The 22,994-nt window shown below is 66.8% G+C and carries 17 protein-coding genes; 5 read left to right on the top strand and 12 right to left on the bottom strand.

Annotated features, from left to right (window positions below; all coding sequences use genetic code 11):
• The first annotated feature begins 242 nt into the window (after positions 1 to 242).
• The 3 genes from ACFWX1_RS32130 to ACFWX1_RS32120 all read left to right on the top strand — a co-directional run bounded on the left by ACFWX1_RS32130 (position 243) and on the right by ACFWX1_RS32120 (position 3,744).
• Positions 243 to 1,478, top strand: a complete 1,236-nt coding sequence (locus tag ACFWX1_RS32130) for a sodium:proton exchanger (RefSeq protein WP_378393511.1) — start codon at positions 243 to 245, stop codon at positions 1,476 to 1,478.
• A 425-nt stretch (positions 1,479 to 1,903) separates the two neighbouring features.
• The gene (locus ACFWX1_RS32125; protein ID WP_378393510.1) at positions 1,904 to 2,887 is read left to right on the top strand and encodes a S1 family peptidase; all 984 of its coding nucleotides are present in this window, start codon (positions 1,904 to 1,906) and stop codon (positions 2,885 to 2,887) included.
• Positions 2,888 to 3,078: 191 nt separating this feature from the next.
• Complete coding sequence (locus ACFWX1_RS32120) at positions 3,079 to 3,744, top strand: NIPSNAP family protein (protein ID WP_378393509.1); 666 nt, start codon at positions 3,079 to 3,081, stop codon at positions 3,742 to 3,744.
• 401 nt (positions 3,745 to 4,145) lie between these two features.
• Here ACFWX1_RS32120 and ACFWX1_RS32115 read toward each other — a convergent pair whose 3' ends face one another.
• Positions 4,146 to 4,409 carry a hypothetical protein gene (locus ACFWX1_RS32115; RefSeq protein WP_378393508.1) on the bottom strand — a complete coding sequence of 88 codons (264 nt, stop codon included), beginning with the start codon at positions 4,407 to 4,409 and terminating at the stop codon, positions 4,146 to 4,148.
• Between the two features lie 1,265 nt (positions 4,410 to 5,674).
• Between ACFWX1_RS32115 and ACFWX1_RS32110 the strand changes: the two genes are divergently transcribed.
• Positions 5,675 to 6,730, top strand: coding sequence for a hypothetical protein (locus tag ACFWX1_RS32110; protein ID WP_378393507.1), 1,056 nt, complete (start codon positions 5,675 to 5,677; stop codon positions 6,728 to 6,730).
• Positions 6,731 to 6,740: 10 nt separating this feature from the next.
• Here ACFWX1_RS32110 and ACFWX1_RS32105 read toward each other — a convergent pair whose 3' ends face one another.
• Positions 6,741 to 7,613 carry a 1-aminocyclopropane-1-carboxylate deaminase/D-cysteine desulfhydrase gene (locus ACFWX1_RS32105; RefSeq protein WP_378393506.1) on the bottom strand — a complete coding sequence of 291 codons (873 nt, stop codon included), beginning with the start codon at positions 7,611 to 7,613 and terminating at the stop codon, positions 6,741 to 6,743.
• A gap of 301 nt (positions 7,614 to 7,914) precedes the next feature.
• Here ACFWX1_RS32105 and ACFWX1_RS32100 point away from each other — a divergent pair, with 301 nt between their 5' ends.
• Positions 7,915 to 8,799 (top strand): sigma-70 family RNA polymerase sigma factor, encoded by an 885-nt coding sequence (locus tag ACFWX1_RS32100; RefSeq protein ID WP_378393505.1) that lies wholly within the window; start codon positions 7,915 to 7,917, stop codon positions 8,797 to 8,799.
• Positions 8,800 to 8,841: 42 nt separating this feature from the next.
• Here ACFWX1_RS32100 and ACFWX1_RS32095 read toward each other — a convergent pair whose 3' ends face one another.
• From ACFWX1_RS32095 to ribA, 10 genes are all read right to left on the bottom strand, one after another.
• The gene (locus ACFWX1_RS32095) at positions 8,842 to 9,285 is read right to left on the bottom strand and encodes a YciI family protein (protein WP_378393504.1); all 444 of its coding nucleotides are present in this window, start codon (positions 9,283 to 9,285) and stop codon (positions 8,842 to 8,844) included.
• Between the two features lie 16 nt (positions 9,286 to 9,301).
• Positions 9,302 to 9,892: a hypothetical protein gene (locus tag ACFWX1_RS32090; RefSeq protein WP_378393503.1), complete on the bottom strand. Its 591-nt coding sequence runs from the start codon at positions 9,890 to 9,892 to the stop codon at positions 9,302 to 9,304.
• A 149-nt stretch (positions 9,893 to 10,041) separates the two neighbouring features.
• On the bottom strand, positions 10,042 to 11,079 hold the full coding sequence (locus ACFWX1_RS32085) for a methyltransferase (RefSeq protein WP_378393502.1): 1,038 nt from the start codon (positions 11,077 to 11,079) through the stop codon (positions 10,042 to 10,044).
• Positions 11,076 to 13,094, bottom strand: a complete 2,019-nt coding sequence (locus tag ACFWX1_RS32080) for a KedN5 family methylcobalamin-dependent radical SAM C-methyltransferase (protein ID WP_378393501.1) — start codon at positions 13,092 to 13,094, stop codon at positions 11,076 to 11,078. Before ACFWX1_RS32080 ends, ACFWX1_RS32085 begins: the two co-directional genes overlap by 4 nt.
• Before the next feature lie 303 nt (positions 13,095 to 13,397).
• Positions 13,398 to 16,073 (bottom strand): AAA family ATPase, encoded by a 2,676-nt coding sequence (locus ACFWX1_RS32075; protein WP_378393500.1) that lies wholly within the window; start codon positions 16,071 to 16,073, stop codon positions 13,398 to 13,400.
• 118 nt (positions 16,074 to 16,191) lie between these two features.
• On the bottom strand, positions 16,192 to 17,130 hold the full coding sequence (locus ACFWX1_RS32070) for a ParB/RepB/Spo0J family partition protein (RefSeq protein ID WP_378393499.1): 939 nt from the start codon (positions 17,128 to 17,130) through the stop codon (positions 16,192 to 16,194).
• A gap of 319 nt (positions 17,131 to 17,449) precedes the next feature.
• On the bottom strand, positions 17,450 to 18,439 hold the full coding sequence (locus ACFWX1_RS32065; RefSeq protein WP_378393498.1) for a formylglycine-generating enzyme family protein: 990 nt from the start codon (positions 18,437 to 18,439) through the stop codon (positions 17,450 to 17,452).
• Positions 18,436 to 20,127, bottom strand: coding sequence for a WD40 repeat domain-containing protein (locus ACFWX1_RS32060; protein ID WP_378393497.1), 1,692 nt, complete (start codon positions 20,125 to 20,127; stop codon positions 18,436 to 18,438). Before ACFWX1_RS32060 ends, ACFWX1_RS32065 begins: the two co-directional genes overlap by 4 nt.
• Positions 20,128 to 20,443: 316 nt before the next feature.
• Positions 20,444 to 21,850 (bottom strand): MFS transporter, encoded by a 1,407-nt coding sequence (locus tag ACFWX1_RS32055; RefSeq protein ID WP_378393496.1) that lies wholly within the window; start codon positions 21,848 to 21,850, stop codon positions 20,444 to 20,446.
• Positions 21,851 to 22,093: 243 nt separating this feature from the next.
• Complete coding sequence (gene ribA / locus ACFWX1_RS32050; protein ID WP_378393495.1) at positions 22,094 to 22,777, bottom strand: GTP cyclohydrolase II; 684 nt, start codon at positions 22,775 to 22,777, stop codon at positions 22,094 to 22,096.
• Between the last annotated feature and the right edge of the window lie 217 nt (positions 22,778 to 22,994).

The following is a 22,994-nucleotide window of genomic DNA, read 5'->3' as shown; positions in this document are numbered from 1 at the left end:
TCCCACAGGAGTCTTTTTTCTCCTCTCTCTCGGGGGTCCCCCGGACTATCCCCCCCACCTACTGTGGCATTCCCCTCAACAACCCCCCCCCCCACGAACGCGTGAATTCCGTTCAGCACACCGACATCTCGCCGAAGCGAGGAAACATTCCGGGTGATGTTCGGGGAAGGACGTCGTTTCGCATGGCCGCCGCGGGTGCTCTGTTCTATCTTCCGAGGTGATCGGGCGACAAGAAAGACACTATGGACAGTCGAGTTCGGCCGCTTCCGAGCCGGAGTGCCGTGGCGCTGCGCTTCGCCCTTGTCGTGATCGCCGCGGCTCCCGCCGTGGTGCTCAGGCTGACCGGGACGCACCCGAACGCCGTCTGGGGCGGCGTCCTGTTCGGACTCGGCGTGCTCGCGGCCGCGGTGATGCTGATGTGGGCGGCGGAAACCGCGCGCGCCGACATCTCCGGCGCGCTGGCGCTGGCACTGCTCGCCTTGATCGCCGTGCTCCCGGAATACGCCGTCGACCTCTACTTCGCCTACAGCGCGGGCACCCGTCCCGACTACGTCGCCTACGCGGCCGCGAACATGACCGGCGCCAACAGGTTGCTCGTCGGCGTGGGCTGGCCGCTGGTCGCCATCGCCACCGCGTGGGCCGCCCGCCGGTCCCGTGGTTCGGCAAGCCCGCACATCCGGCTCCAACCGCACCACCGCATCGACGTCGCCTTCCTCGCGGCCGCGGCGCTCGTCGCGTTCGTGATGCCGCTGACCGGCCACATCGGACTGTATCTCTCGGTCGTCCTGATCGGCTGGTACGGGTTCTACCTGTGGCGGATGAGCCGGTGCGGCGCCGAGGACATGGAGGAACTGGCCGGCGTCCCGGCCCGGCTGACGACGTTGCGGGCGAACCGGCGGCGCCCCTTGACGATCCTGCTGTTCGCGGTGGCCGCGGCGCTGGTGTTCTCCTCCGCCGAGCCGTTCGCCGAATCGCTCGTCGAAGCGGGCAGTTCCCTGGGCATCGACCGGTTCCTGCTGATCCAATGGCTCGCACCGCTGGCCTCGGAAGCCCCCGAACTGATCGTCGCCGTCGTCTTCGCCCTGCGGCTGCGCGCCGCCGACGGACTCGGCGCGCTGCTGTCCAGCAAGATCAACCAATGGACGCTGCTGGTCGGCGCGCTGCCGATCGCCTACCTGCTCGGCGGCGGCTCCGCCGCGCTCCCCCTCGTCGAGCGCCAGGTCGACGAGGTCGCACTGACCGCGGCGCAGACCGTGCTCGCCGTCGTGGTCCTGCTCGACCTCCGATTCCGGCTGTGGGAGGCGATCGGCCTGTTCGTCCTGTTCGCGGTCCAGTTCGTCCTGCCGGGCGAATCCGCGAGGCTGATCCTCACCTACGTATACCTGGCCATCGCCCTGGTGCTCCTCATCCCCCGTCTCCGCCAGCTGAAACCGACGGCCTTGGCGATCGGCGGCCACATCCCGGAGGATCCGCACTAGCGGGCCGCGCGAATCAGGCAAATAGGACGAGACGTTCCCAGGGCGCGATCTCACCCCGGAATTGCGTCCACTGTGGACTGTATCCGCAGGGCCATCGACGCCGGCAGCCGATGCACCGGGCCGCTATCTGGGAACAGGCCCGGCATGTGAACGCGACACGACCTTCGTCGGTGTCGAGCAGACCGGAGCATGTTCGAGAATAACCCACCTCAGGGCGATCACGGCCCGTTTCAACGGCGAACCGGGCCGGATCTCCTGAGCTGGAGGACACCATGGTCTCGATCCGGTCTCCCGCCTGCACTTCTCCCGTGCAGGAGTTGTCCCCGTACGTCGTCGATTTCGTCGCGGAGCCCGCCGTCGATCCGGACACGGGCTCCCCATCCGCGCGATCCCTTTCACTCATGTCCCGCTCAGGAGGAAAGCACATGCGATCGACACGTTCCAGGCTGGGCGTCCTCGGCGTCGCCTCGTTCGGCGCACTGGCGCTCGGCCTGACCGCCCTGCCCGCGGCGTCCGCCGCGATGACCCCGGCCGCGGTGCTGGCCGGCCTCGGCACCGCCACCGGCGGGCACTACCTCGACGACGCGGGCAATCCCGTGGTCACGGTGGTGAACAACGCCGACGCGGCCAAGGTACGCGCTTCCGGCCTGACGGCGAAGGTGGTGCGCTACAGCCTGGACCAGCTCACCCAGGTGAAACAGCGCCTGGACGCCACCGGCGGCATCCCCAGCACCGGCTGGGGTCTCGACATCGCGCACAACCAGGTCGTCGTCGACGTCTACGACGCCACTCCGAAGGCACAGCGGGCCGGACTGCTCGAAACCGTGCGCCAGTACGGCGACCTGGTGCGCGTGGACCACCACCCCGGCGCCATGTCCCTGTTCATCAAGGGCGGCGACGAGATCAGCAACGGCCAAGCGGCCTGCTCCAACGGGTTCAACGTGGAGAAGAACGGCCAGAAACTGCTGCTTTCCGCGGGACACTGCGAAAAGCTCGGCGGGGGCGGCCCGTGGAACGACGGCCAGACCGTCGACGCCGTGTTCCCCACCGAGGACAACATGATCGTGGAAAACGCCTCGGGCGAAGGACCGAGCGAGATCAACGACGGCACCAAGATCACCGAGTTCGCCGACGCCACGGTCGGCGAGCAGATGAAGCGGGCGGGGCGGACGTCCGGCGTGACCTCGGGCAAGGTCACCAAGGTCGACTACACCTTCGAAGCCGAGGGATACACGGTCTACCACGAGTTCTGCACGACCGCGCACTCCGACCACGGCGACTCGGGCGGCCCGGCCTACGACGGCGGAAAGGGCCTCGGCACCCTCTCCGGCGGCGACACCCAGACCTCGTGCTTCTTCCCGGCCACGCTTTCCGCCAAGCGGTACGGCGTGACCCTGCCCCAGTCCTGACGCGCAGGTGCCGTGGGGAGGAACGCTTCCTTCCCACGGCCCCGCGGCCACGCTTCGATGCCGGGTGCTGGTGAGGGGTACCGGCACCACCTGGCAGCCGCGATCATCGCGTCGTACCGTCGTGGCATGGCACACCAGAGCCCCGCCGAGATCTCCTCGGGCGTGCGAGTCCTGCGAGGAGTACCAGGCCGATGACCGAGCCGGTGCCGATCACCGGGGACGATCTCGGCCAGGAACAGCAGAACATCCGGTACGAGATCGCGACCCTCGCCTTCCGCCTGCTCGACGGCGAACAGGCGGCCGCCGGGATCCTGCCCTGGGTCGGCGACCCCGCCGCCCACGGCACGCTCCTGGGTTGCTGGCAAACCGAAAACGGCCCGCTCGGCAGGCTGATCGTCCTGCGCGGCTTCACCGACGACACCGAGCTGAACCGGGAGCGGCTCCGGGCACGCACCAGCGACAAGCCGTTCGGCGCGGGCCCGCATCTGACCGACCTGACCCTGCAGAGCTTCGCCCCGTTCCCCTTCGTCCCCCCGGTGCGGACCGGCGAATTCGGCCCGGCCTACGAAATCCGCGACTATCACCTGCGCCCCGGCGGCCTGCCCGCGACGATCGACGGCTGGCGCCGGGCCCTGCCCACCCGGCACCGCGTCGACCCGCTGACCATCGTGATGTACGCGCTCGACGGCCCCGACCGCATCATCCAGATCTGGCCCTTCCACTCCCTCGACGAACGCGTCACCATCCGCAAGAACCTCTACGCCGCGGGACAATGGCCCCCGCCCGGCGCACCGGAACAAATCCTCGAGGCGACCTCGACCATCGCCTGGCCGACCGCCTTCTCCCCGCTCACCTGACCTCAGCACCGCCCGCCGGTATGTCCTTTGTGGATTGCGGTGCCGCCGCGCGGACCTCGCCCAGCAGGCGACCGATTCCTCCTACTTTCCGCTTCCCTCCCCGCCCTGGCCAGCCCTCCTGTCGTTGTTCTCCTGTGCCATCTCAAACAGCTTGCCGAAGAAATTCGCCTTCGTGACGTCCCCTTCTTCGGTAAGCGCGTACATGGCAGCAGCGGCGGCCTGCCTCTCTTGTTTGGCGGGGTCTCGTTCAGGTCCAATCTTCGGGTCCGCCTTTCACGTCCCTGCACACGCTTGCTCGGCTTTCAGTAATTCGGAGATGGTCCGTGGCCGTGGTAGCCGAACATTCCGGCGTAGCGGGCCAATGCCTCGAACAGGGTCATGCTGTGGACGCCATGGTCCCCTCAAGGCCGTATTTCACGGTCACCCCACGGGCAGTTGACCGTGAGGTCGATCCACAGTTGTGCCTGCCGCTGCGCCCGCTCCACCTCGGGAGTCCCGACCTGATGCCACCACGTCCGCCCCGTCTCGCGGACGGTGCCGTCCGGCCCCGGCTGATCGCTCACTTTCTGCTGGCCCCGCAGTTCCCACGGATACTTGCCTTTCTCGGCTCGCGACAGCGTCCACGTGCGCGCTCCCTCCTGAAACCGGTACACGTCGCGATCCACCAGCACCCAATTTCCGGATGCTCGTTTCTTCGGTGCTCGTTTCGTCATGGCCGTTCACAATTCCCGACAATTCTCTTCTCCACTAATGACCGCGTCGCCACGCCTCATCGGCAGGCAAACCCGCAGCCCGGAACACCTAACGCGCCACCGTCGATGCAACCCGCCCGGCCACCATCGCGGCCTGATCACCAGTCGCGACACCGCCACCGCTCGGCGTGCCCCGGGCAGCGGGCCAAGCGCCTGGCCCAGGTCACGGACCAGCTCGGCGCGGCGCCACCTGCCCGGCTCCACCGCCAGCAACCGCAACACCCGTGCCGCCCCCGCAACCGCCGTCAGCGGTGACCCCTCCGGCGCGGCCCATACCTCGCCTCGCCGCTGCGCCCGTTCCGTCTCGGCCAGCAATCCGACCAGCCCGACGTACCGCTCCGCCCTCACCGCGACCGCAGACAGGCCCGCCCGGCTCCGCTCGCTCAGCGCGCGGCCCGCCTCGGCGTAGGCCGCCAGCGACCGTGCGATCCGATCCAGAACGAACGCGCGCGCCAGCAACCGCTCCCATCGACGCGTACGCTCCGCCGCACGATGACACCGCCGCGCCACCCGCGACGCCGCCCGGCTCACCGACCCCCACCGCCCACAGTGGGCATGGGTGCGCGGCGGGACCGGCGGCCCACGGAATCGCCGGGGTCGATCCGGTCCTGCCGCGTTTTCTGAGCGGCCGCTCCGGCCGGGGTCGCCGCGTCGGCGGAGGACAGGGTCGAACGTGGCGCGGGAACAGCCGAAGCCTCAGAACCAGACAGCGCCGCGAACCATCGCGCGACCCGCCCGCGCCGCCGATGCCGGTGTGGTCCGTGCATCCGCTGCGCCATTGATCGCAGCGACGCTCGCGCCTCCACCAGCAAGCGGCACCGCGAGCACACCGCACCCGGCGCCGAGGTCATGGCGGCGGACAGGAACCGAGCACCGCACAACCCCTCGAACGTCCCGCCGGCCGCCATTCCGGCCGCCATCGCCTCATCCGTGACAGCGTGATCACGCGACAGGTATGCAGCCGTCACCCACGTCAGGTGAACCTGTGTCGCCGTCGTCATCGTTTGGTCCTGCCTTAAGGAGCGGTTGCCGTCGTAGTAACTACGAAACCGCAGGTCAACGAACCAAAACACCCCGCGAGGCCGTGATCTTGTGAGACAAGTTCTCCCCGTGCAACGGGGACGTTTTACGCTAGGTTCGGGAAACGCTACGGTTCGTGCCCGCCGGAGAGGAAGGTCATGCCGCCTGCACCACGAAGCTTGCGACAAGAGCAGCGGGAACTAGCCGCCCGTATGCGCGCCGACCACAAGACATGGGTTGAGATCGCGGCGAGTTTCCGCACGCGCTACAACGTCAACATCAGGGTAGCGCTTCGAATGGCCCATGATTGGAGTCAGCGTGCCGCTGCCGACCAATGGAACAATCGGTGGCCCGCCGATCGAAAAACCTTTAAAAACTTCTCTTATTGGGAGATCTGGCCAGCGCCGACGGGATATGAGCCTTCACTCGAGGTCCTCGGAAAGCTTGCCGAACTCTACGAATGCAGTGTTGCCGACCTCGTAAGCGACTGCGCCGACTTCAGGTCAGCCGACTTGGCCTACGCAAACAACCGGCGGCTTTCTCAGATTTCCAATATCGCCAAGACATCCACGACAGAGCCAGAAGGAAATGAAATAGCCAGCTTGCAAGAACTTATCTCACGATTGGAAATTATCGACGTACACGAACTCGCGCGCCTGACGACAACGTGGTCAGAGCAGCTTGGCGCAGTTGCAAGTCGCAGGTCATTGCTTCTCAAACTCAGCGCCGGCCTGTCTTTAGCCGCTGCATCCCCTGCGCTATCCGACGACATTGAAACCGATTCAACGAGGCTGACGGACGCTTCAGATAGTGGATTCTCTGGAATTTGGCACAGTCGCTACAGCTACCCGAGCAGTGGACGTGGCGTTGATTTCACCAGTGAGCACTATGTGATTGCCCGGCAACACGGCAACAAGATTATCGGCCAAAGCTTGCCGCACTCCACCGGCTCACAATTGCGACTTGAACTCGCGGTCGATGCGCACGTAGCTACCGGAACTTGGCGAGAGACCACTTCATCAACAGGCTACTACAAAGGTGCCACGTATCACGGCACGCTACAGATGATCATCGACCCGAGCGGGCGACGCATGCGCGGAATGTGGCTCGGCTTTGGGCGAGATTTTGCTATCAACAGCGGACAGTGGCACCTGACCTGGGAAGAGAGGTCTACAAGCAAGAATATGCTCCGCGCCTACCACGAAAAGCTATGATAATTCTTGACTAGCCTGCTATAACCGCAACAATTGTCGACCCGCGTTCAAATTCTCCACGACCAATCAGGTCCAGGAGGCCGAACATCATCTTCGCCTCATAGATCCAGTCCAGTGTCACGCCATGCCGCGCGGCGAATGATGAGATAAATTCATCCAGTTCTCGTGTTCTTTTTGCGAATCCGCCAAAGTGGTAATCCAGCTCAATGCTCCAGTTGGCCGCAGAGTGCCCGTAGGCAGATTTCTGAAGGTTCGATACTTCTTCAAACAGAAAGGAGCCACCCTTAAGTGTCGAGAAACCGAGGGCTCGTTGCTCCTCGCACAATGCGCTCGCGATTCCCGCAAGCGTCCCACCGGTGCCACAGGAGCAGCAGATTGTATCGAACTCGATATCGATTTCTTCGACAAGTTCCGCACAGCCTCTTAGCGCGAGGGCGTTGCTTCCACCTTCTGGAAGCAAGTAGAAGTCGCCGAATCTTGAACGAAGTGAATCAATAACCTCGGGGTTAGTTTTTCTTCGATACGTGACGCGGTCCATATAGACAAGCTGCATCCCATAATTCACCGCACTTGCAAGAAACTCGTTGAGAGGAAGATGCTCCTCTCCTCGAATTATTCCAATGGTGTCGAAGTCGAAATAGTATCCGGATGTCGCGACCGCGCGAATATGATTCGAGTAGGCGCCCCCGAAGGTGAGAAGGGTCGATTGGCTCTCTGCTCGCGCCTCTTCAAGGTTGTACTTCAGCTTCCGCCACTTGTTTCCGATCAGCTCCGGATGAATCAAGTCGTCCCGCTTAAGGTAAAGACGGACACCCCGCGCCGACAGTAGCTCATCGTGAACCTCGATGAGCGGCGACGGCAAGCGCAGATCCAACCCCTTCACGCCAACCATGCTAGGCAGCCATACGTCGATGCGCCTGTGATCCCCGGTGCGGAGGTGCGGTACCTGTCCACACCCCCGCATCTATCGAGGTAGGCGACTCGGCTTCACGACACGCCGGGAACGCTCCCCGGCGCCATCGGCGCAGGTCACAGTAGGTAAACAAGCAGGGAGCCGCGTTGAAGGGCTTGGGGACGCGACGTCCCCGCCGCGACCTGAGCGGCGCCGCTGTCCCGCGCGTTGTCACATTCGCCGCCTCGGCGGGCTCATCCGAGGGAACCCGGGTGATGGGATGGTGTGACCGATGGACGAGAACGAGTGGCTGGCCGAGCGGTTCGAGCAGCACCGGCCCCGGCTGCGGGCTGTGGCGTATCGCATGCTCGGCTCGCTGGCCGAGGCGGAGGACGCCGTGCAGGACGCCTGGTTGCGGCTGCGCCGGTCCGACGCCGGGGAGATCGGCAACCTGGGTGGCTGGCTGACCACGGTCGTCGCCAGGGAGTGCCTGCACGCGCTGCGGTCGCGCCGGCGCCGCCGGGAGGCCCCGCTCGACACCCACCTGCCCGATCTGGTGGTGGTTCCCGACGGTGACCTCGATCCGGAACAGGAGGCGCTGCTGGCCGATTCGGTCGGCCTCGCCCTGCTCGTCGTGCTCGACCGGCTCACTCCGGCCGAACGGCTCGCGTTCGTGCTGCACGACATGTTCGAGCTGCCCTTCGACGACATCGCGGACATCGTGGGCCGCACGTCGGCGGCCACCCGGCAGCTCGCCAGCCGGGCCCGGCGCCGCGTGAGCGGTGCCGAGATCCCCGAGGCGGACCCCGATCTGACGCGCCAGCGACAGGTCGTCAACGCCTTCTACGCGGCCGCGCGGTCCGGCGGTTTCGACGCTCTCGTCCAGGTTCTCGATCCCGATGTCGTGCTGCGCACCGACTTCGGTGCCGGCCGGCCGCCGGTCGTCGTCCGGGGCGCCGCGGCCGTGGCCGGGCAGGCCCGCGCCCCGCGCGGCGGGCAACTGCGTCCCGCTCTGGTCAACGGCATGATCGGCGCGGTGATCAGCCAGGACGGGCAGCCGTACTCCGTCATGGCCTTCACCGTCGCGAGCGACAGGATCGTCCGGATCGACGTCCTCCGCGATCCCGGCCGCGTCCACCGCCTCGCCGCCGCCGTGCTCGATCAGCCGGGATGGTGAACGCCGGGCCCGGCGCGCGTCGCACCCCGGGCCCGGAAGCCGTCACCAGTACTTGGCCGACGGCCGGATCTCGACCGCGCCACCCAGCCTCGCCTGCGGGACGCGAGCCGCGAGCGCGATCGCGGCGTCGAGGTCCTCGGCCTCGACCACCGCGAACCCACCGACCGCGTTCTCGCCGTCCAGATACGGCCCCTGGCTGGTGATGGCCGAACCGTTCTCCACCCGGACCGTCGTCGCGTCCGCGGGCAGCCCCATCGGCGGCGCGCCCTTCCAGTTCTCCAGCGCGCTGAGCGCGGCCCAGTCGGCGTAGGCCGCCTTCTTGTCCTCGGCGGAAACCGTCTCGGCCTGCGGGGTACCCGGCAACGGATAGCTCCCGTGGTAAATGACCATGACGAACTGCATCGTCGTCCTCCTCATCGGGTCGGTGTGCTGGGCGCACACACCCATGAGCCCGGCCGACGCGGCGATGTGACCGCCGGTCCTCATCCGGTGCGACTGCAGCTCACCGGCACGGCGGGGTGTAGCCGTCGATGCGCAGGCCGCGGAAGTCGAGTGTGTTCGGGGTCTTGCCGACGAACACCAGACCACGCGCCTCGCGCACCGCCGAAGCGAACGAGTACGACGGCTTCCCGAGTTCGGGCAGCCAGGTCCACGCGTCGGCCGCGAAGCTGAAGAATTTCGTCACGAGCTTCCCACCCGTCGACGGCACCTTCGTGAGCCACTTGTCGCCGCCGCTCCAGTGCGAAGCGGGACGCAACTGCACGTAGAGGTCGTCGGTCGCGCTGTAGGTCAGCCAGAATCCGGACGACGCCGAGAGATCTGCCTGCGCCTCGAACTGGTTGCCGAGCCATACGACGATCACATGCCACTCGGCCTTGAGGAACACCACCTTGGCCGCGTATCGGTCGCCTTCGCGCACGAGCAGGCTCCCGGTGGCCGGGACGGTGGTGCCCTCGCCGCTGGCAAGCCATTGCTGCAGCCGATCGATCGACGGGGTCGCGCACTCGGCGCAGCGCCCGGCCGTCACGGTGTTCGCGTGGGCGACAGTCGCTGTCCCGCTGAGCGAAACCACCAGTGCGAGCGCGAAAACCACGCGCCGCCAATCGAAAGGGATCCTCGCACGACCGTGTTCCGAACCTACGCGCATTTCACGGAAATTAGCACAGATCACCGGACGTCGTCAGGGACGAAAGTCCGCAACCGTGGTGTTTTCGCCCCCGCCGCGCTACCTCGGCCCGGGTATCACTCCGCCGTGCACAGGAGCACCTCCGCGGTGGTGTCCCACCGGAGCCCGGCCGCCCGCAGCACCTCCCGCCATTCCGCGACCGTCCGTTCGCGACCCCCGTGCAGGAGCAGCATGTCGATATCGAGAAGGTTCGCCTCGTCCCGGGAATCGCCGTCCGGGACCACCCGTTCGCAGATGAGCAGCCGCGCACCGGGAGTCGCGCGCATCGCGTCCCGCAGATGCCCGAGCAGGCGCACCGCATCCGCGTCATCGAGGGAATGCACGGTGTTCTTGAGCAGGTACATGTCCGCGGGTGGCAGCGGATCCGTGTAGAAGTCGCCGCCCGCCAGCTCCACCCTCCCGCCCATTCCCTGCCGTACCAGAAACTCCTTGCTCACGGGCAACACCTCCGGCCGGTCGTAGAGCACCCCGCGCGCCTGCGGCACCCGGGCGAGCACGAAGGCCAGGAACGCTCCCGTCCCGCCGCCGACATCGGCTATCCGATGACAGCCGGACCAGTCGACACGCGCCACGCAGTGGGTGACGAGGTGCCGATCGCGGTCATGAGCCTCGAGGTAGGTGAGTTCGTTCTCGGTGGTGTTGCGATCGAGGTAGTCGTAGAACGGCAGCCCGAAGGCCCGCTCGAACACCGGGCCCCCGGTCCGCACGGCCTCGGCGAGATGGCGGTAGGCGGGGAAAACGATGCGTCCCTGGTAAAGGACGGACGGCAGCCTGCTGCCGGGGACTTCCCGCCGGAGCGCCTGGCCCATGGGGGTGAGTGCGAACGAACCCGCCTCGTTCGCCCGGAACACCCCGGCGAAGGCGCCTGCCCTGAGCAGCCGCCGCAGGGCACCGGGATCGCATCCCGCGGACTCGGCGAGGGCCGCCACGTCCGCCGGCCCATCGGCGAGCAACTCGGCGATCCCGAGCTCGGCCAGCGCGTGGACGGCATACGCGACGCGCGCGCTGTCGAGCAGTGCCGCCAACCGCGCACCGGCCCCGGCAGGCGGCACGTCCTCGGCGATCGCGGCGGGCGTGGACGGCCAGGACGTCATGAGTAGGCACCGCCCTCGCTCAGTTTCAGCGCGATTCCCTCGGCGCCTCCCACCGGCTGATCCGCGTCCTCCGGCAAGGCGGCGCGGATCTCGGCTGCCCGCTCGACCTCTTCCTTCGTCTGTCCGACGAAGTGGACGATCTCCTCATGGTTCGTCGAGCCGATGAAGTACTCGGCACCCATGCGGTAGTAGATGTCCACCGAGTAATCGCCGGGCAGCAGGTCTTCGGCCGCCAGCCGCCCCTCCCGCAATTTGCCGATGATACGCGGGGCGTCATAACGCAGTTTCACCCCACCGCGCTTGAAGTAGGTGTCACCGTAGAGCGTTTCGGTCTCGACCGCGTCATCCCGCGCCGAGTCACCCGGACTCCGGTAATAGGGCTGCGTCAGGATGTCGTACCTGAAGATCTCGTCCAGCACCTCACCGTTGTCCGCACCCAGCAACTTCCGCGCCGACTCCCGCCACCAGCTTTCGAGCAGTCCTCGCGCGGCGTCCTCGCCATACAGGTATTTCACGGCGTCGCCATAGGCGGTGTCGCTGTTCTCGGCTTCCGCGACACACTCCTGCAACGGCTTCGCCGCCGGGTCGTCGGTGGCATGGATCCACTCGTCGAGGTTCATCAGCACCTGCGACTGCGTCGCCGTGGTCAATTCCCGGACACCGATCCACGTACTCCGCAGGACGGCGTTCTCCGCCATGACGCGTGTCCAGAACAGGAACCGCTTCATCAGCCGGTTGTCCGCGTAACTCATCGTGTGATGGGCGAGCATGTACTCGAAGTCGTCCACATTCCCGCGCACGGAGATTATCCCGTACTCCGACTTCTTTTCGGAATAGTCGGTGTTGGGCAGCAGGTGCAGCGGATAGACCGCGATCCGGGACACATGGCGGGACAGCTTGTCGTAACCGTCCATGAAGGACTGTACGGTCTCGCCAGGGGCTCCCCAGATCAGCTCCGCGTAGCAGTCGAGACCTTCCCGGTTCAGCCACGCGGCCAGCTCCTCCCACGCGTTGACCTTCATGTTCTTACGGTTCATCAGCTCGAGGGCGTTGTCGTCGAGCGTCTGCAGTGCCAGCGTGAAGGAGCTCCGCATGTCATGCTTCTTCATCTTCCGGACGATGTCGTAGAAGACCTTCGACTTGTTCTTCGCCCAGGAGGTCTCGACCGCTCGCGGATAGCCGTACTTCGCGCGCAGCTCGATCAAATCGTCCACGAACTCCCCATCGGCCTTCAGCATGCCGAAGTTCGCGTCGCACAGCACGATGGTGTGCACCTTGTGCTGCGCGAAGAGCTCCAGTTCCGCGCGGAGGCGCGCACGCGAAAAACTCTGCACCCGCTGCCCCACAGCTCCTCCCCAGTAACAGAAGGAACACTTGTAGGGACAACCGCGGTTCGTTTCCATGAGCGCGACGTCGTACCTGAACTTCCCCGTCTCATCGGTCAACGGGATCGCGCCGGACAGGAACGGCGACGGGATGACATCCAGGTCGTCGAGGCGTTCCCGCGGAATCGTGCTCACGACGTCTTCGTCGCGGTTGCGGTAGCTGATACCCGAGATGTCGGGCAGATCCCGCGTGGACCGGCCCTTCAGGTAAGCGGCCACGAGATCGGCGAAGACCAGTTCGCCTTCGCCGTTGACGATCACGTCCACATCCGGGTAGAGCCGGAAGGTCCGCTCCGCCTGGTTGGCGACGTGCGTGCCACCGAAGACCACCCAGCCGTCCGGGTTCATCTGCTTGAAGGTCTCGGCGAGCGCACCGAACTCACGAAAATTCCAGCCGAGCACCGAGAACGCCAGTATGTCCGGTGCGCCCGATGCGAAAAGGCTGTTCGCCATCCGCATCAGCGTCACGCCGCCGTTGTAGTTGTGGATGGACACGTCGACCCGGCCCGCCAGCCGGTCGTCGGCGAGCACCGACGCCTTGAGGTAGCCCGACGCCAGCGGCATCGATTCGAGGGGCATATCCCAGACGCCTTGCTGCACAAGGTAAACAGAGATCTTGTCCGGTCCCATTGCACTCAGCTCCTAGTTATTTCGCGACACGCGTCCAGCGCGAGAAAGAGAAACGACGGAGACATTTCACGGCAACGCCCAGATCACCAGGGCCCGGCCGGCCGACCGATTCTCGAAGAACCCGGATAGCGCTACCGCCCGGACCGACCCACCCAGTTTCCGCTTCCGTGCGATCATCCGATGATTTGTGATCTTCGTCAACTCCGAGCACGAAAGCAGCCGGTGCCGATCGTTCCCGAGTCGTGGCGCGGGAAATCGAGGAAGCACACCTCGGCCGCCAGCCTTCCGCGGCCGGACGAGGTGCTAGGAAATGCCGGGCACGCCGGGATCATCCGCGGGACGCCCGGCTACCGTCCCGGCCCCGTGCGACCGGTCCGGCTCACCGAGCGCGGCGCCGAGCTCGGCCCTGCTGGAGATGAGCAGTTTCTTGTACGCGCGGCTGAGGTGGATCTCCACCGTCCGGCAGGTGACGTACAAGATTCCGGCGATCCGCTTGTTCGTCAGCCCCTGTGCCGCGAGCGCGGCCACTCGGCGTTCGCTGGGGGTGAGCGCACCGACGCCGGTCTCGGCGCTCCTGCGCGGCCTCGCCCTCGCCAGCGTCAACTCGCTCCTCGTCCACTCCGCGAGGACGGTCGCACCGGTCCGTTCCGCGTGCGCCAACGCCGATCGCAACCGCCGGCGTGCCGCCGCGAACTGGTTCAGCTTGCGGAGCAACACCCCGAGGTCGAACAGAGCGTAGGCGAGGTCCAATCGCGCGGGGGTGCGTTCCAGGGTCGCCACCGCCTCGGTCAGCAACTTCTCCCGATCCACCCCGCCGGCGCACATCGCGACGACGCGCAACGCGGTGCCGATGTGCACCGCGATACCGGCCTGCCGGGCCCGCTCCAGCTCCGCGAGCGCGAATCCGGCCGCCGGGCCGCCGCGGCCGGCGCGCACGCACACCATCGCGTAGGCCGACCGCCAGCGCGCTTCGATCGGGTCGTAGGCACCATGGGTGTGCCAGCGCCGCGCGCACTGCTCCAGGTCCGCGAAGGCGGCGTCGAACGCACCCCGTTCGGTGTGCAGATACGCCCGCTGGACCAGCAACGCGGGAGGGCTGCCCACCGGGATGTCCCCGGAGAACCCGGCATCGTCCAAGCAGTTCTGCCCCGCCTCCAGTTCGCCTGTTTCCAGGCAAGCCCCCACCAGGCCGGTGATGGCGAGCCCGGCGTACAACGAGTTCGGCCGGACGAATCCCTTCGCCCGCAACGCTTCGGCGGCGGCGCGGCGCGCCTCGGCCAGGTCACCGAGTTGCAGGGAAACGGCTGCGCGGACGCTCTGCGTGTACGGTCGCGTCTCGGCCGGTTGCCGCTGGAGCATCCGATCGCACTCGTCCGCCGCAGCGGCGAATTCACCGGCGTAGAGCAGCAACAGCACCGGCGCGAGCAGTGCGTCGATCCCCGTGCCGGGATCCTTGGTGAGGGCACGCTGGGCACAGGCGACCATCGTCTCCCGGCGCCACGCCTGCCGGCGATTCTCCCGGAAAGCGAGATTGACCAGCTCGACACGATCGGCGGTGCGATGGTCCGCCGGATGTGCCACGGCCGCTTCGCTCGTCTCGGGTGCGGGTTCCTCACCCCGGGAACTCCAGTGCACCGCGCCGATGAGGTACCTCTCCTCGTCCATTCGCCGCACCAGCCGGCGCTCGGCGCCGCTCGCCTCGTCGATTCCCTTGCGCAGGACGTCCACCGCGGTCTCGGCATCATCGGCGATCACGTACGCGTTCGCGATCTGGATCAGGATGGGCACTCGAACCGACAGTTCCTCGGCGTATCGCAAAGCACGTGAGAAGTAGTGAATGGCCTTCTTCGTGTCGCGGTACGTCAGCAGCCTGCCGACTTCTCGCAGCAGGCCGACTTTGCATTCGTGGCCACAGCGCTGAGCGGCGCCCAGCAAGAACTCGACCGCCTGCTCCGTCCGGCCGAGGGCAGCCGCGTCGGCCGCGGTCTCGCGGATGACGGAACACGCCCACCGAGGATGCGTCATATGCTTGTTGCGCAACAGATACCGGGTGATTTCGCTGTTCGCACCGAACTCTTCCCGCAACAACGACGCGGCGCGCAGGTTGGCGAGCTCATATTCACTCGGGGAAAGGCGATCGAGGACGGCTCTTCGCACCACGGGCACCGACAACGCGTAGCGAGAATCGATTTCGGTGACGGTTCCACGCTTGCGCAGGGCGTCCAGCACGTCGGCGATCCTCAGCTCGTCCAGGTCCAGGAACGTCGCGACGAACCGCACCGACGCGTTGGGCTCGAGGATGGCGACGGCGTCGATCACTCGCATGACATCGTATCCGGCACGCCAGCTCTGCCCGGCCAGCGCGTCGGCGATCCCCGTGACGCCGGCCCGCCGCACGTCCCGGACCGTCAGCCTTTCCGGGTTCGCGATCCGCAGCGCCGAACGCGCCAGAAGGGCCACGTACAACGGGATTCCCGCGGTCTGGCGCACGAACTCGGCGACGACGTCGTCCCGCGGTGTGCCCCCGAGTTCGAGAGTCAGCAACGCGCGCACCCCGGCCTCGTCGAGATCGGCCAGTACACATCTGCGCTGGAATCGGTCGACCACGGCCTCGAACGCGTCCGGCTCGCTCCCGCGGTGCCCGTGTTCGCCGGTGGCGACGACCGCGATCGACGTGGTCGTGAGGACGTCGTACAGATACTGCAGGGCCTCCGTCGACGCGGCGGGCAAATCGTCCAGCAGCACCAAGGCGGGCTCGGCCTCGCCCGCCTGCCCCACCGGCTCGTGCGGGCGCTCCGTCCCGCGCACCCAGACGGTGCGCAACCCCATCCTCCGCGCATACCCCGCAGCCTCGTCCAGCAGCACCGATTTCCCGGAACCGTGTGAGCCCTCGATGAGCAGACTGGACGGCCGGCCCCGCCGTGCCGAATCGAGGCAATCACGGATATCGCGTCGCACGGCGTCGCGACCGACGAGCATGCTACTCCCCGTCTGCGGCACAGAAGCCGAAGTCACCCGCGATGACCGGCCCGAGGCCCCGGTTGTCGTTTCGACCTGCCGGGAACGCGCACGGCGTCCCGCGGCCCGGCCATTCCGGCTACCCTTCGAGGCGCTCCGCTATCCGCTGCCACACCCGCGAACAGTGATGCGCGGCTTTCGCCAGCGTCGCCCTGCAGTGCACCGGAATCCCGTCAAGAAGGTCGTCCCACTCCTTGTCCGTCCGCATGTGCATGTGCATCAGCCGCAGGATCACCTTGCCTTCCCGATGGAACCGCAGGGCGGGATCGCGGAGGAGAACCCGCAGGCTCGGAAGCTCGCGCCCAGGACCGTCCTCGTTCTTTCCCTCGCTCTCCCCCGGATCCGGCCGCGGCGCGGGGATGGCGGCAGCGGGGGTGACGTCCTCGAGAAGCCGCTTCGGCAAGGGGTTCTCCCCCTGGCGGACCCGTCTTCGCACATCGACCGCCGTGCCGAGGGAGATCTTGGCCTTCTTCGCCACCTCCCGCAGCGGGACGTCGGGATCGGCGTGGATCAGCGAACTCGCCCGGAGCCGCCCCTCGACCATGTTGAGCGGCCGGCGCCGCCCGTCCCGCCCGACCCGGTAATCCGCTCCGGGACCGTTCGGGGCCGCACGCCGCCGGATCACCGCGACCGTCTTGTCCGAGACTCCGGTCACCGTGGCGATCGCCTGATCCGACCAGCGGGGATACGCGTCGACGATCCTCCTCACCGCGGCCATGCGATCGGGCCGGGACAACGGAAGGCCGTTGTTCGTGTTCAACCACACCGACAGCACGAAGGCCTCGCCTTCGGTACCGTCGAAGAGCCGGGCCTCGATGTGCAGTTTTCCTTGCAGGACAGCGGCTTGGAGCCGATGCATACCGTCGACGACACGCATGGTGGAGCGGTGCACCACGATCGGGGGGACGTCCTCGTCCGTTTCGGAAATTCTCCTGATGTGCTCGTCGCTCTCCCCATCGATGCGCGGGGAGTCGGACGGCTGGAGCGCGGCGATCGGCACCTCGATCGCCGACCGCACCCTGTGGTGATATTCCGCCAGTATCGCGTCGACACAGCTTTGCCCGGTCCCCGAATTCCGCTCACCCGCCCGCGTGGAGCGTGCCGGCCCACGGGATCCGCATGGCGCCGCCGTCATGACCATCCCCCCAACACTGCTCCCCCAAACACGGCCAGTACGAGACTGACAGGATATGGTGAAACAAAGAATTTACCTGGACACGCAACACCATGTCAAGAACGATGCGATCTATTAGCGCGTCATACCGGAATACTCCGTCCGGGCAAGCGGTCCGCGCTATCCGGCACAAGATCGATATGTGCCCGCCCGCGGCCCTGACTCAGCGCAACTCTTCGACCAGGCGAAATCCGACGGCATACATAAATCGCTGATATTGCCCGTGCCTTCTCCTGCAGCGGGCGAGATCACCGAAGCGGGAGAAGCTGCCACCCCTGGTGACGCGATAGCGGGAACGTCCCGTGGTCAGATCGTCGTCGACGGTGGTCCCGCCCGGATAGCGCGCGTAGTCGTCGGCCACGAACTCCTCGACGTTCCCCGCCATGTCGTCGACGCCGAAGGGGCTCCTCCCACGCGGGTAGACACCGACCGGAGTGGTGGCGAGCGGTCCGGCCTCCACGGTGTTGGCCGCGTCCTCGTCGAAGGCGTCCCCCCACGGGAATTCCCGCGGATCACCGCCCGTCGCGGCGTGTTCCCATTCCACCTCGGTCGGGAGCCGGAACGAACGCGTCGTACGCCGGGAGAGCCAACCGGCGTACTGCTCGGCGTCCCGCTCGGTCACCGTCCACACCGGGTGATTGGCCCTTTCCTGCGGATAGGCACCGAAACTCCACGACGTCGGCGCCGGCCACCGGCCGGTGTCCCGCAGGAACAGCAGGTACTCGTAGTTGGTCACCGGGTACCGCATCATCCGGAACGGGCGGACGTCCACCGCGTGCCGTGGGCATTCCTTGAGTATCCAGTCCCGCCGCACCCCCCGCCGCGCCCAGGCGCGCACCACGGCATCGACCGACGACACGGGGAGCCCTATGGTGGTGCTCCCACCGGGCACCTCGACCATGACGGGGTCGTCCGGGCGGATCCGCGGGTCCCCGAGGAGCCCGAGCAGGGTGCCCGCGGCGTAACGCCGTGCCAGTGGTTCGGCTACCCCCTCGGCGATCGGCACCAGTTCTTCGGGTGCTCGAGACGCCAAGGAGCGGTACACCTCCGCCAAGTCGGCCGGCAGGCGCGTGATCACCTGATGCGGCAGCCCCATGGCCACCCGATCGTCGGGATCGTGCGGCTCGACCGTGACCTCTTCGACAGCACTCATGCGATCGCCGCCGGGATGTCGTAGACCTGCCCGTCGTACGAGCTGACGAGGAACCGGTCACGCGCGACATCGAACGTCAGCGCGGAAATCCCCGCGGCGGTGGGCCGGTCCATGGCCAGCAGCTCCAGGGTTTGCGCGTCGTAACGCGCGACGTGGCCGTCGTAGGTGCCGATGGCGAGTACCCGCCCGTCCGCGGAGGAGGAGATGGACCTGATCGACCTCCTGATGGGCGGGTGAATGGTGGTGCCGCCGTAGCCGGCGTCCCAGATCCGGAGCGTCAGGTCGCGGCCCACCGTCGCGAAGCGCCCGTTGCCCAGGCTGGTGCAGCCGTTGGCGACGCGGTCGTGCGCGGTGTTCTCGCGGTGTATCTCGGAGAAGTCGCTGATGCGGTGCCAGGCGATGCCGCGGTCCGAGCAGGTGGAGAACAGCACGTCACCCGAGACCGACAGCCCCTTGATCGCGTTCGCGTGCAGTTTCGCGTCGAGGACGTGCACCAGTTCGCCGCCGTCCCAGCGGAAGATCAGCGCGTCACCCGAGTACGACCCGATCGCGAGGTGCTCCTTGCCGTCCTTGGTGAACGTGATCCCGCAGTTCAGCGGCGCCGGGTGGTGGTGGAGCACCCGCCCGTCGGCCACGTCCATGAGATCGCCGAGCTGACCGCCGCTGACCACCGTGCCGTTCGTCGGTGTCACGAAGTTGCACAGGCTGCCCAGTTCCGCGAGGGGCACGCCGTCGCGGCGTACCGTCCCCGAGTCGCCGACGGTGATCACCCCGCCGTCCCAGACGCACACCCCGTTGATGCCGCCGGTGGCGGGCACGACCTCGTCCTGCCACCGGCGCGCGCCGTAGTCGTAGGTGCGGTAGGTCGCGCCGAAGGTGCCGAACACCAGCCGGGAACCGCCCGCGAAGGCGCTGGCCCGTGGCCACACGTCGCTCGGCAAGGCGGTCGCGTCGACGCACTCGGCGCCGGGGCGCGCCAGATCCCAGATCTTCATGGTCCCGTCGTAGCTGAGCGTCACCAGCAACGGCCTGTGCGGATGCAGCAGGATCCGTTTGATGCCGGCGTCGTGCGCCTTGACCGCCTGGGTACCGGAGGCGGACACGATGACCAGCTCACCGAGGTCGTTGCCCGCGTACAGGGCGCCGTCCGGGGCGACGACCGCCGCGTCGGTCTGCTCCGCACCACCGAGGTCGACGTCCTCGACCAATCCCCCGGTCGCCAGCGACCACTTCTTGATCTCGCCCTCGTCGCTCAACGACACGAGTTCGTCGTTCTCGGTCCACTGCACCGACACCACATCCGCCTGATGCCCCTCGAACGTCGTCAGCAACGTCCCGGAGAAGTCGTACAACCGGACCTTGTAATCGCGCGCCGCGGTCGCGATGAGCGCTTTGCTCGGGTGGAAGGCCGACATCTCCACATCGTCGGCGTGGCCGTTGAGCACGGCCATGAGCGACAGATCGGGGATCGACCACAACCTGGCCGTGTAATCGCTCGAGGAGCTGACCAGATAGCGACCGTCCGGGCTGAACGCGCAGTTGTTCGCGAGATGGTCGTGCAAGGACCGGCCCAGTGCCCTGCCGGAGGACTGGTCCCACAGAATCACCTGGTTGTCATATCCGGCGGTGGCCACGTAGCGGTCGCCATAAGCCGCGATACCACTGATAGGCCCAGAATGCTTGATCAACGGTCTCCACTCCCCGAGCAGACATCAATTACGGAGTCGCCACATCACAGGCGCGAGAGCAGGAGTTGCAACCCGAAACAAAACAATCGTTATCGGGTATCGGCGAAAAGATTAACACGCACGCTGGGGAGCGACAAGAGTCGTAACGGCTATCCATTCACTCTCGGGAGAAGCGCCGAGCCGCGTGTTTCCGGTACGCTCCGGCGGCAGGAGAAATCGCTCAGGGCGTCGTCGCATCGCCCACGGCATCACCTGCGCGGTGGCCGAGCGCGGCCGCGTTCTCCACGGTATCCACGGCCGGCCACCGGCGCAGGGCTCAGCGTCGTTGCGCGACCGGCTCGTCGACCTTGCCACGTAACGAAAATCCCGCGGTCACCACGCCGAAAGCGCAGATGACCGCGAAGGTGAAGAACAGGTAGTGCGCCGAGGTCCGCATCGAGGAGCCGCCGAGGTTGACCAGGACGCCGGCGAGCGCGGCACCGAACGCGTTGCCGATATTCAGCACCGTCGCGATTCCCGCGGACGCCTTGGTGGCTTCGTCCGGATCGGCGGTCACCGCCATGGTCGCCGCGCCCAGATGCGGCATGGCCATCGCGATACCGCTCCCCCCGAGGAACGCGGCGGCGGCCCACAACACCATCAGCCAGCCGGGCGGGTGATCCCGCATCAGGAACCCGAGCAGCGCGAGGCCGATCGCGAGCACCACCGGCCCTGCCAGCCGGAGCATCCTGGTCACCGCCGGACGCTCGGCCGTCCCGGTGACGAGCTGGACCGTGGTCCACCCGAGGGCGAGCGCGGCACCGAAGAACCCGGCGACCACGGGTGACATGCCGCCGAGCTGCTGACCGAACAACGGCAGGAACGCTTCCGTGCCGATCGCGAAGGCGAGTACCCCGGTCGTCAGGTACAACCACTTGAGCGGGTTGTCGCGCACGAACACGAGCCGGCTCAGTATCCGCGCGCGGGCACGGCGTTCCACCCCGAGAAACACCGCGAGCAGCACGAGGGCGCCGAGGAGGAGCGCGGCCGTCGCCCAGCCGTTCCGCACGATGCCCGCCACGCTGATGGCCGCCGTGACCGCGGCGATCAGCAGTGGGGTGGCCGGTACCGGTGCCACCGGCCCGCTGCGGTCACCCGCGGGCACCGAGGCACGCGCGCCCAGCGCGATCGCCACCGCGGCGACGGCCAGCACGACGAAGGCGTAGCGCCACGACGCGAACTGGGCGAACACCCCGCCGATGGCCGGGCCGACGAAGTTCCCGGCGGCGAACATCCCGGAGATCAGCACCATGCCGCGGGACCAGAGCCGCTCGGGAAGCGCTCGCTGCACCATGGCGAAGCCCAGTCCGTGCAACAGGCCGCCGCCGAATCCCTGGAGAACCCGGCCGACGAGGAGCACCGGCATCACGGGCGCGAGGCCACAGATCACCGAGCCGAGCGCGAACGCGCCCAACGCGACCCAATAGGCGTTCACCCCGCCCAGCCTGCTGAGGAACAAGCTCACCAGTGTCGACCCGATCACCATCATGACCATGTACAGGCTGGTGCTCCACGCGTACAGCTCCTCGCCACCGATCTCGGCGACCGCGGTGGGCAGGAGACTGGACACGATGTAAATGTTCAGCGCGACAATGAGGACGCCGCCGCCGATCACACTCGAGACGCCCCCATGACGCGAGACGAGTTCCGCCCACGTGCCCTGCTTTCGCTGCGAAGACTTCATGCGCCGCACGGTAATACTTCGAGTAAAGTATAAGTCAAGTCCCCCGCTTCATTGCGGGTTTGTGCGCGGAATCCGTTGCCATAGCAGGAAATCGACGACGAAGGCCGCTCCGATAGGCAAAGCGAACACTCGTTCGCGCGATCATCCGAACGAGTGAAAAACGAGTTCCGGTCCCCCGTTGCCGATATAGCGCTCATGCGTCCGCGAACTCCGCGTGTGTCCGCCATCCGTGCGCCCTTCGCGTCAGTCGAGTTCGATGGTGTGACTGGCCTTGGTCACCTTGGCCGCGAGATACCGCCAGTTCAGCGAGTTCAGGTACACACCGGTCGGGATGACTTCGGCGACCGAGATCCCGGCGTTCTCCACCTGCTCCCGTTTACACGGATTGTTGGACAACAGCCGGATCGTCCGGATATCCATGGCCCGCAGCATCTCGGCGGCCACCGTGTAGTCGCGTTGATCGGCGGGCAGCCGCAGCTCCAGATTCGCTTCGAAGGTGTCGAGGCCGCAGTCCTGCAGGGCATAGGCGTCCAGCTTGTTGTACAGGCCTATGCCGCGTCCTTCCTGGCGCAGGTAGATGAGCACGCCCCCTTCGTCCCGCATCATGCGCAACGCCTCCGACAACTGCTGGCCGCAGTCGCAGCGTCCCGAGCCGAAAAGGTCGCCTGTGAGACATTCCGAGTGGATCCGTACCAGGCAGGGACCGTCACCAGCGCCCCCGTTCACCCGCAGCGCGAAATGTTCCCCGCCGTCGGCGAGACCGTGAAAGGTGAGTATCTGTGTTTCGGCCATCTCCGGTGACTGCCAGGTGAGCGGCAGGTCGACACAGGTCCGCACCCTGGCCCGGCCGAACGCGCCGGCATGGGGCGCGACTTCACCCGGCGGGTACGGCCGCCCGTTTTCCCATTCCTTCTCCCCGAGTACCAAGAGATCACCTCAGCCTCTCCTGAACGAGCCGGCCCCCGTCGAACGGTTTCCGTGGCGCAAAAACTGAAAGCACCGGACGCGAACGGTGACGCGGAATCGCCCGATTCGATGGTTCTCCGTACCGGAGGCCGGGCCGGCCGACGTCCACCAGCAGGGCACCTGCGAATCTAGCGCTCCGGGCTTGGAGTGTCCACCGGAAAACCGCCGGGTATTGCGA

This window comes from Amycolatopsis sp. NPDC059021 (assembly GCF_042739895.1).
Lineage (GTDB): Bacteria > Actinomycetota > Actinomycetes > Mycobacteriales > Pseudonocardiaceae > Amycolatopsis.
Note: the sequence above shows the minus strand (reverse complement) of the source record. Positions and strands in the feature narration are given on the sequence as shown.

Bases quoted from the DNA above. Each gene is read 5' to 3' on its own strand.
- ACFWX1_RS32130 (WP_378393511.1), top strand. From the start codon at position 243: ATGGACAGTCGAGTTCGGCCGCTTCCGAGCCGGAGTGCCGTGGCGCTG.
- ACFWX1_RS32125 (WP_378393510.1), top strand. From the start codon at position 1,904: ATGCGATCGACACGTTCCAGGCTGGGCGTCCTCGGCGTCGCCTCGTTC.
- ACFWX1_RS32120 (WP_378393509.1), top strand. From the start codon at position 3,079: ATGACCGAGCCGGTGCCGATCACCGGGGACGATCTCGGCCAGGAACAG.
- ACFWX1_RS32110 (WP_378393507.1), top strand. From the start codon at position 5,675: ATGCCGCCTGCACCACGAAGCTTGCGACAAGAGCAGCGGGAACTAGCC.
- ACFWX1_RS32100 (WP_378393505.1), top strand. From the start codon at position 7,915: ATGGACGAGAACGAGTGGCTGGCCGAGCGGTTCGAGCAGCACCGGCCC.
- ACFWX1_RS32095 (WP_378393504.1), bottom strand. From the start codon at position 9,285: ATGAGGACCGGCGGTCACATCGCCGCGTCGGCCGGGCTCATGGGTGTG.
- ACFWX1_RS32085 (WP_378393502.1), bottom strand. From the start codon at position 11,079: ATGACGTCCTGGCCGTCCACGCCCGCCGCGATCGCCGAGGACGTGCCG.
- ACFWX1_RS32080 (WP_378393501.1), bottom strand. From the start codon at position 13,094: ATGGGACCGGACAAGATCTCTGTTTACCTTGTGCAGCAAGGCGTCTGG.
- ACFWX1_RS32075 (WP_378393500.1), bottom strand. From the start codon at position 16,073: ATGCTCGTCGGTCGCGACGCCGTGCGACGCGATATCCGTGATTGCCTC.
- ACFWX1_RS32065 (WP_378393498.1), bottom strand. From the start codon at position 18,439: ATGAGTGCTGTCGAAGAGGTCACGGTCGAGCCGCACGATCCCGACGAT.
- ACFWX1_RS32055 (WP_378393496.1), bottom strand. From the start codon at position 21,850: ATGAAGTCTTCGCAGCGAAAGCAGGGCACGTGGGCGGAACTCGTCTCG.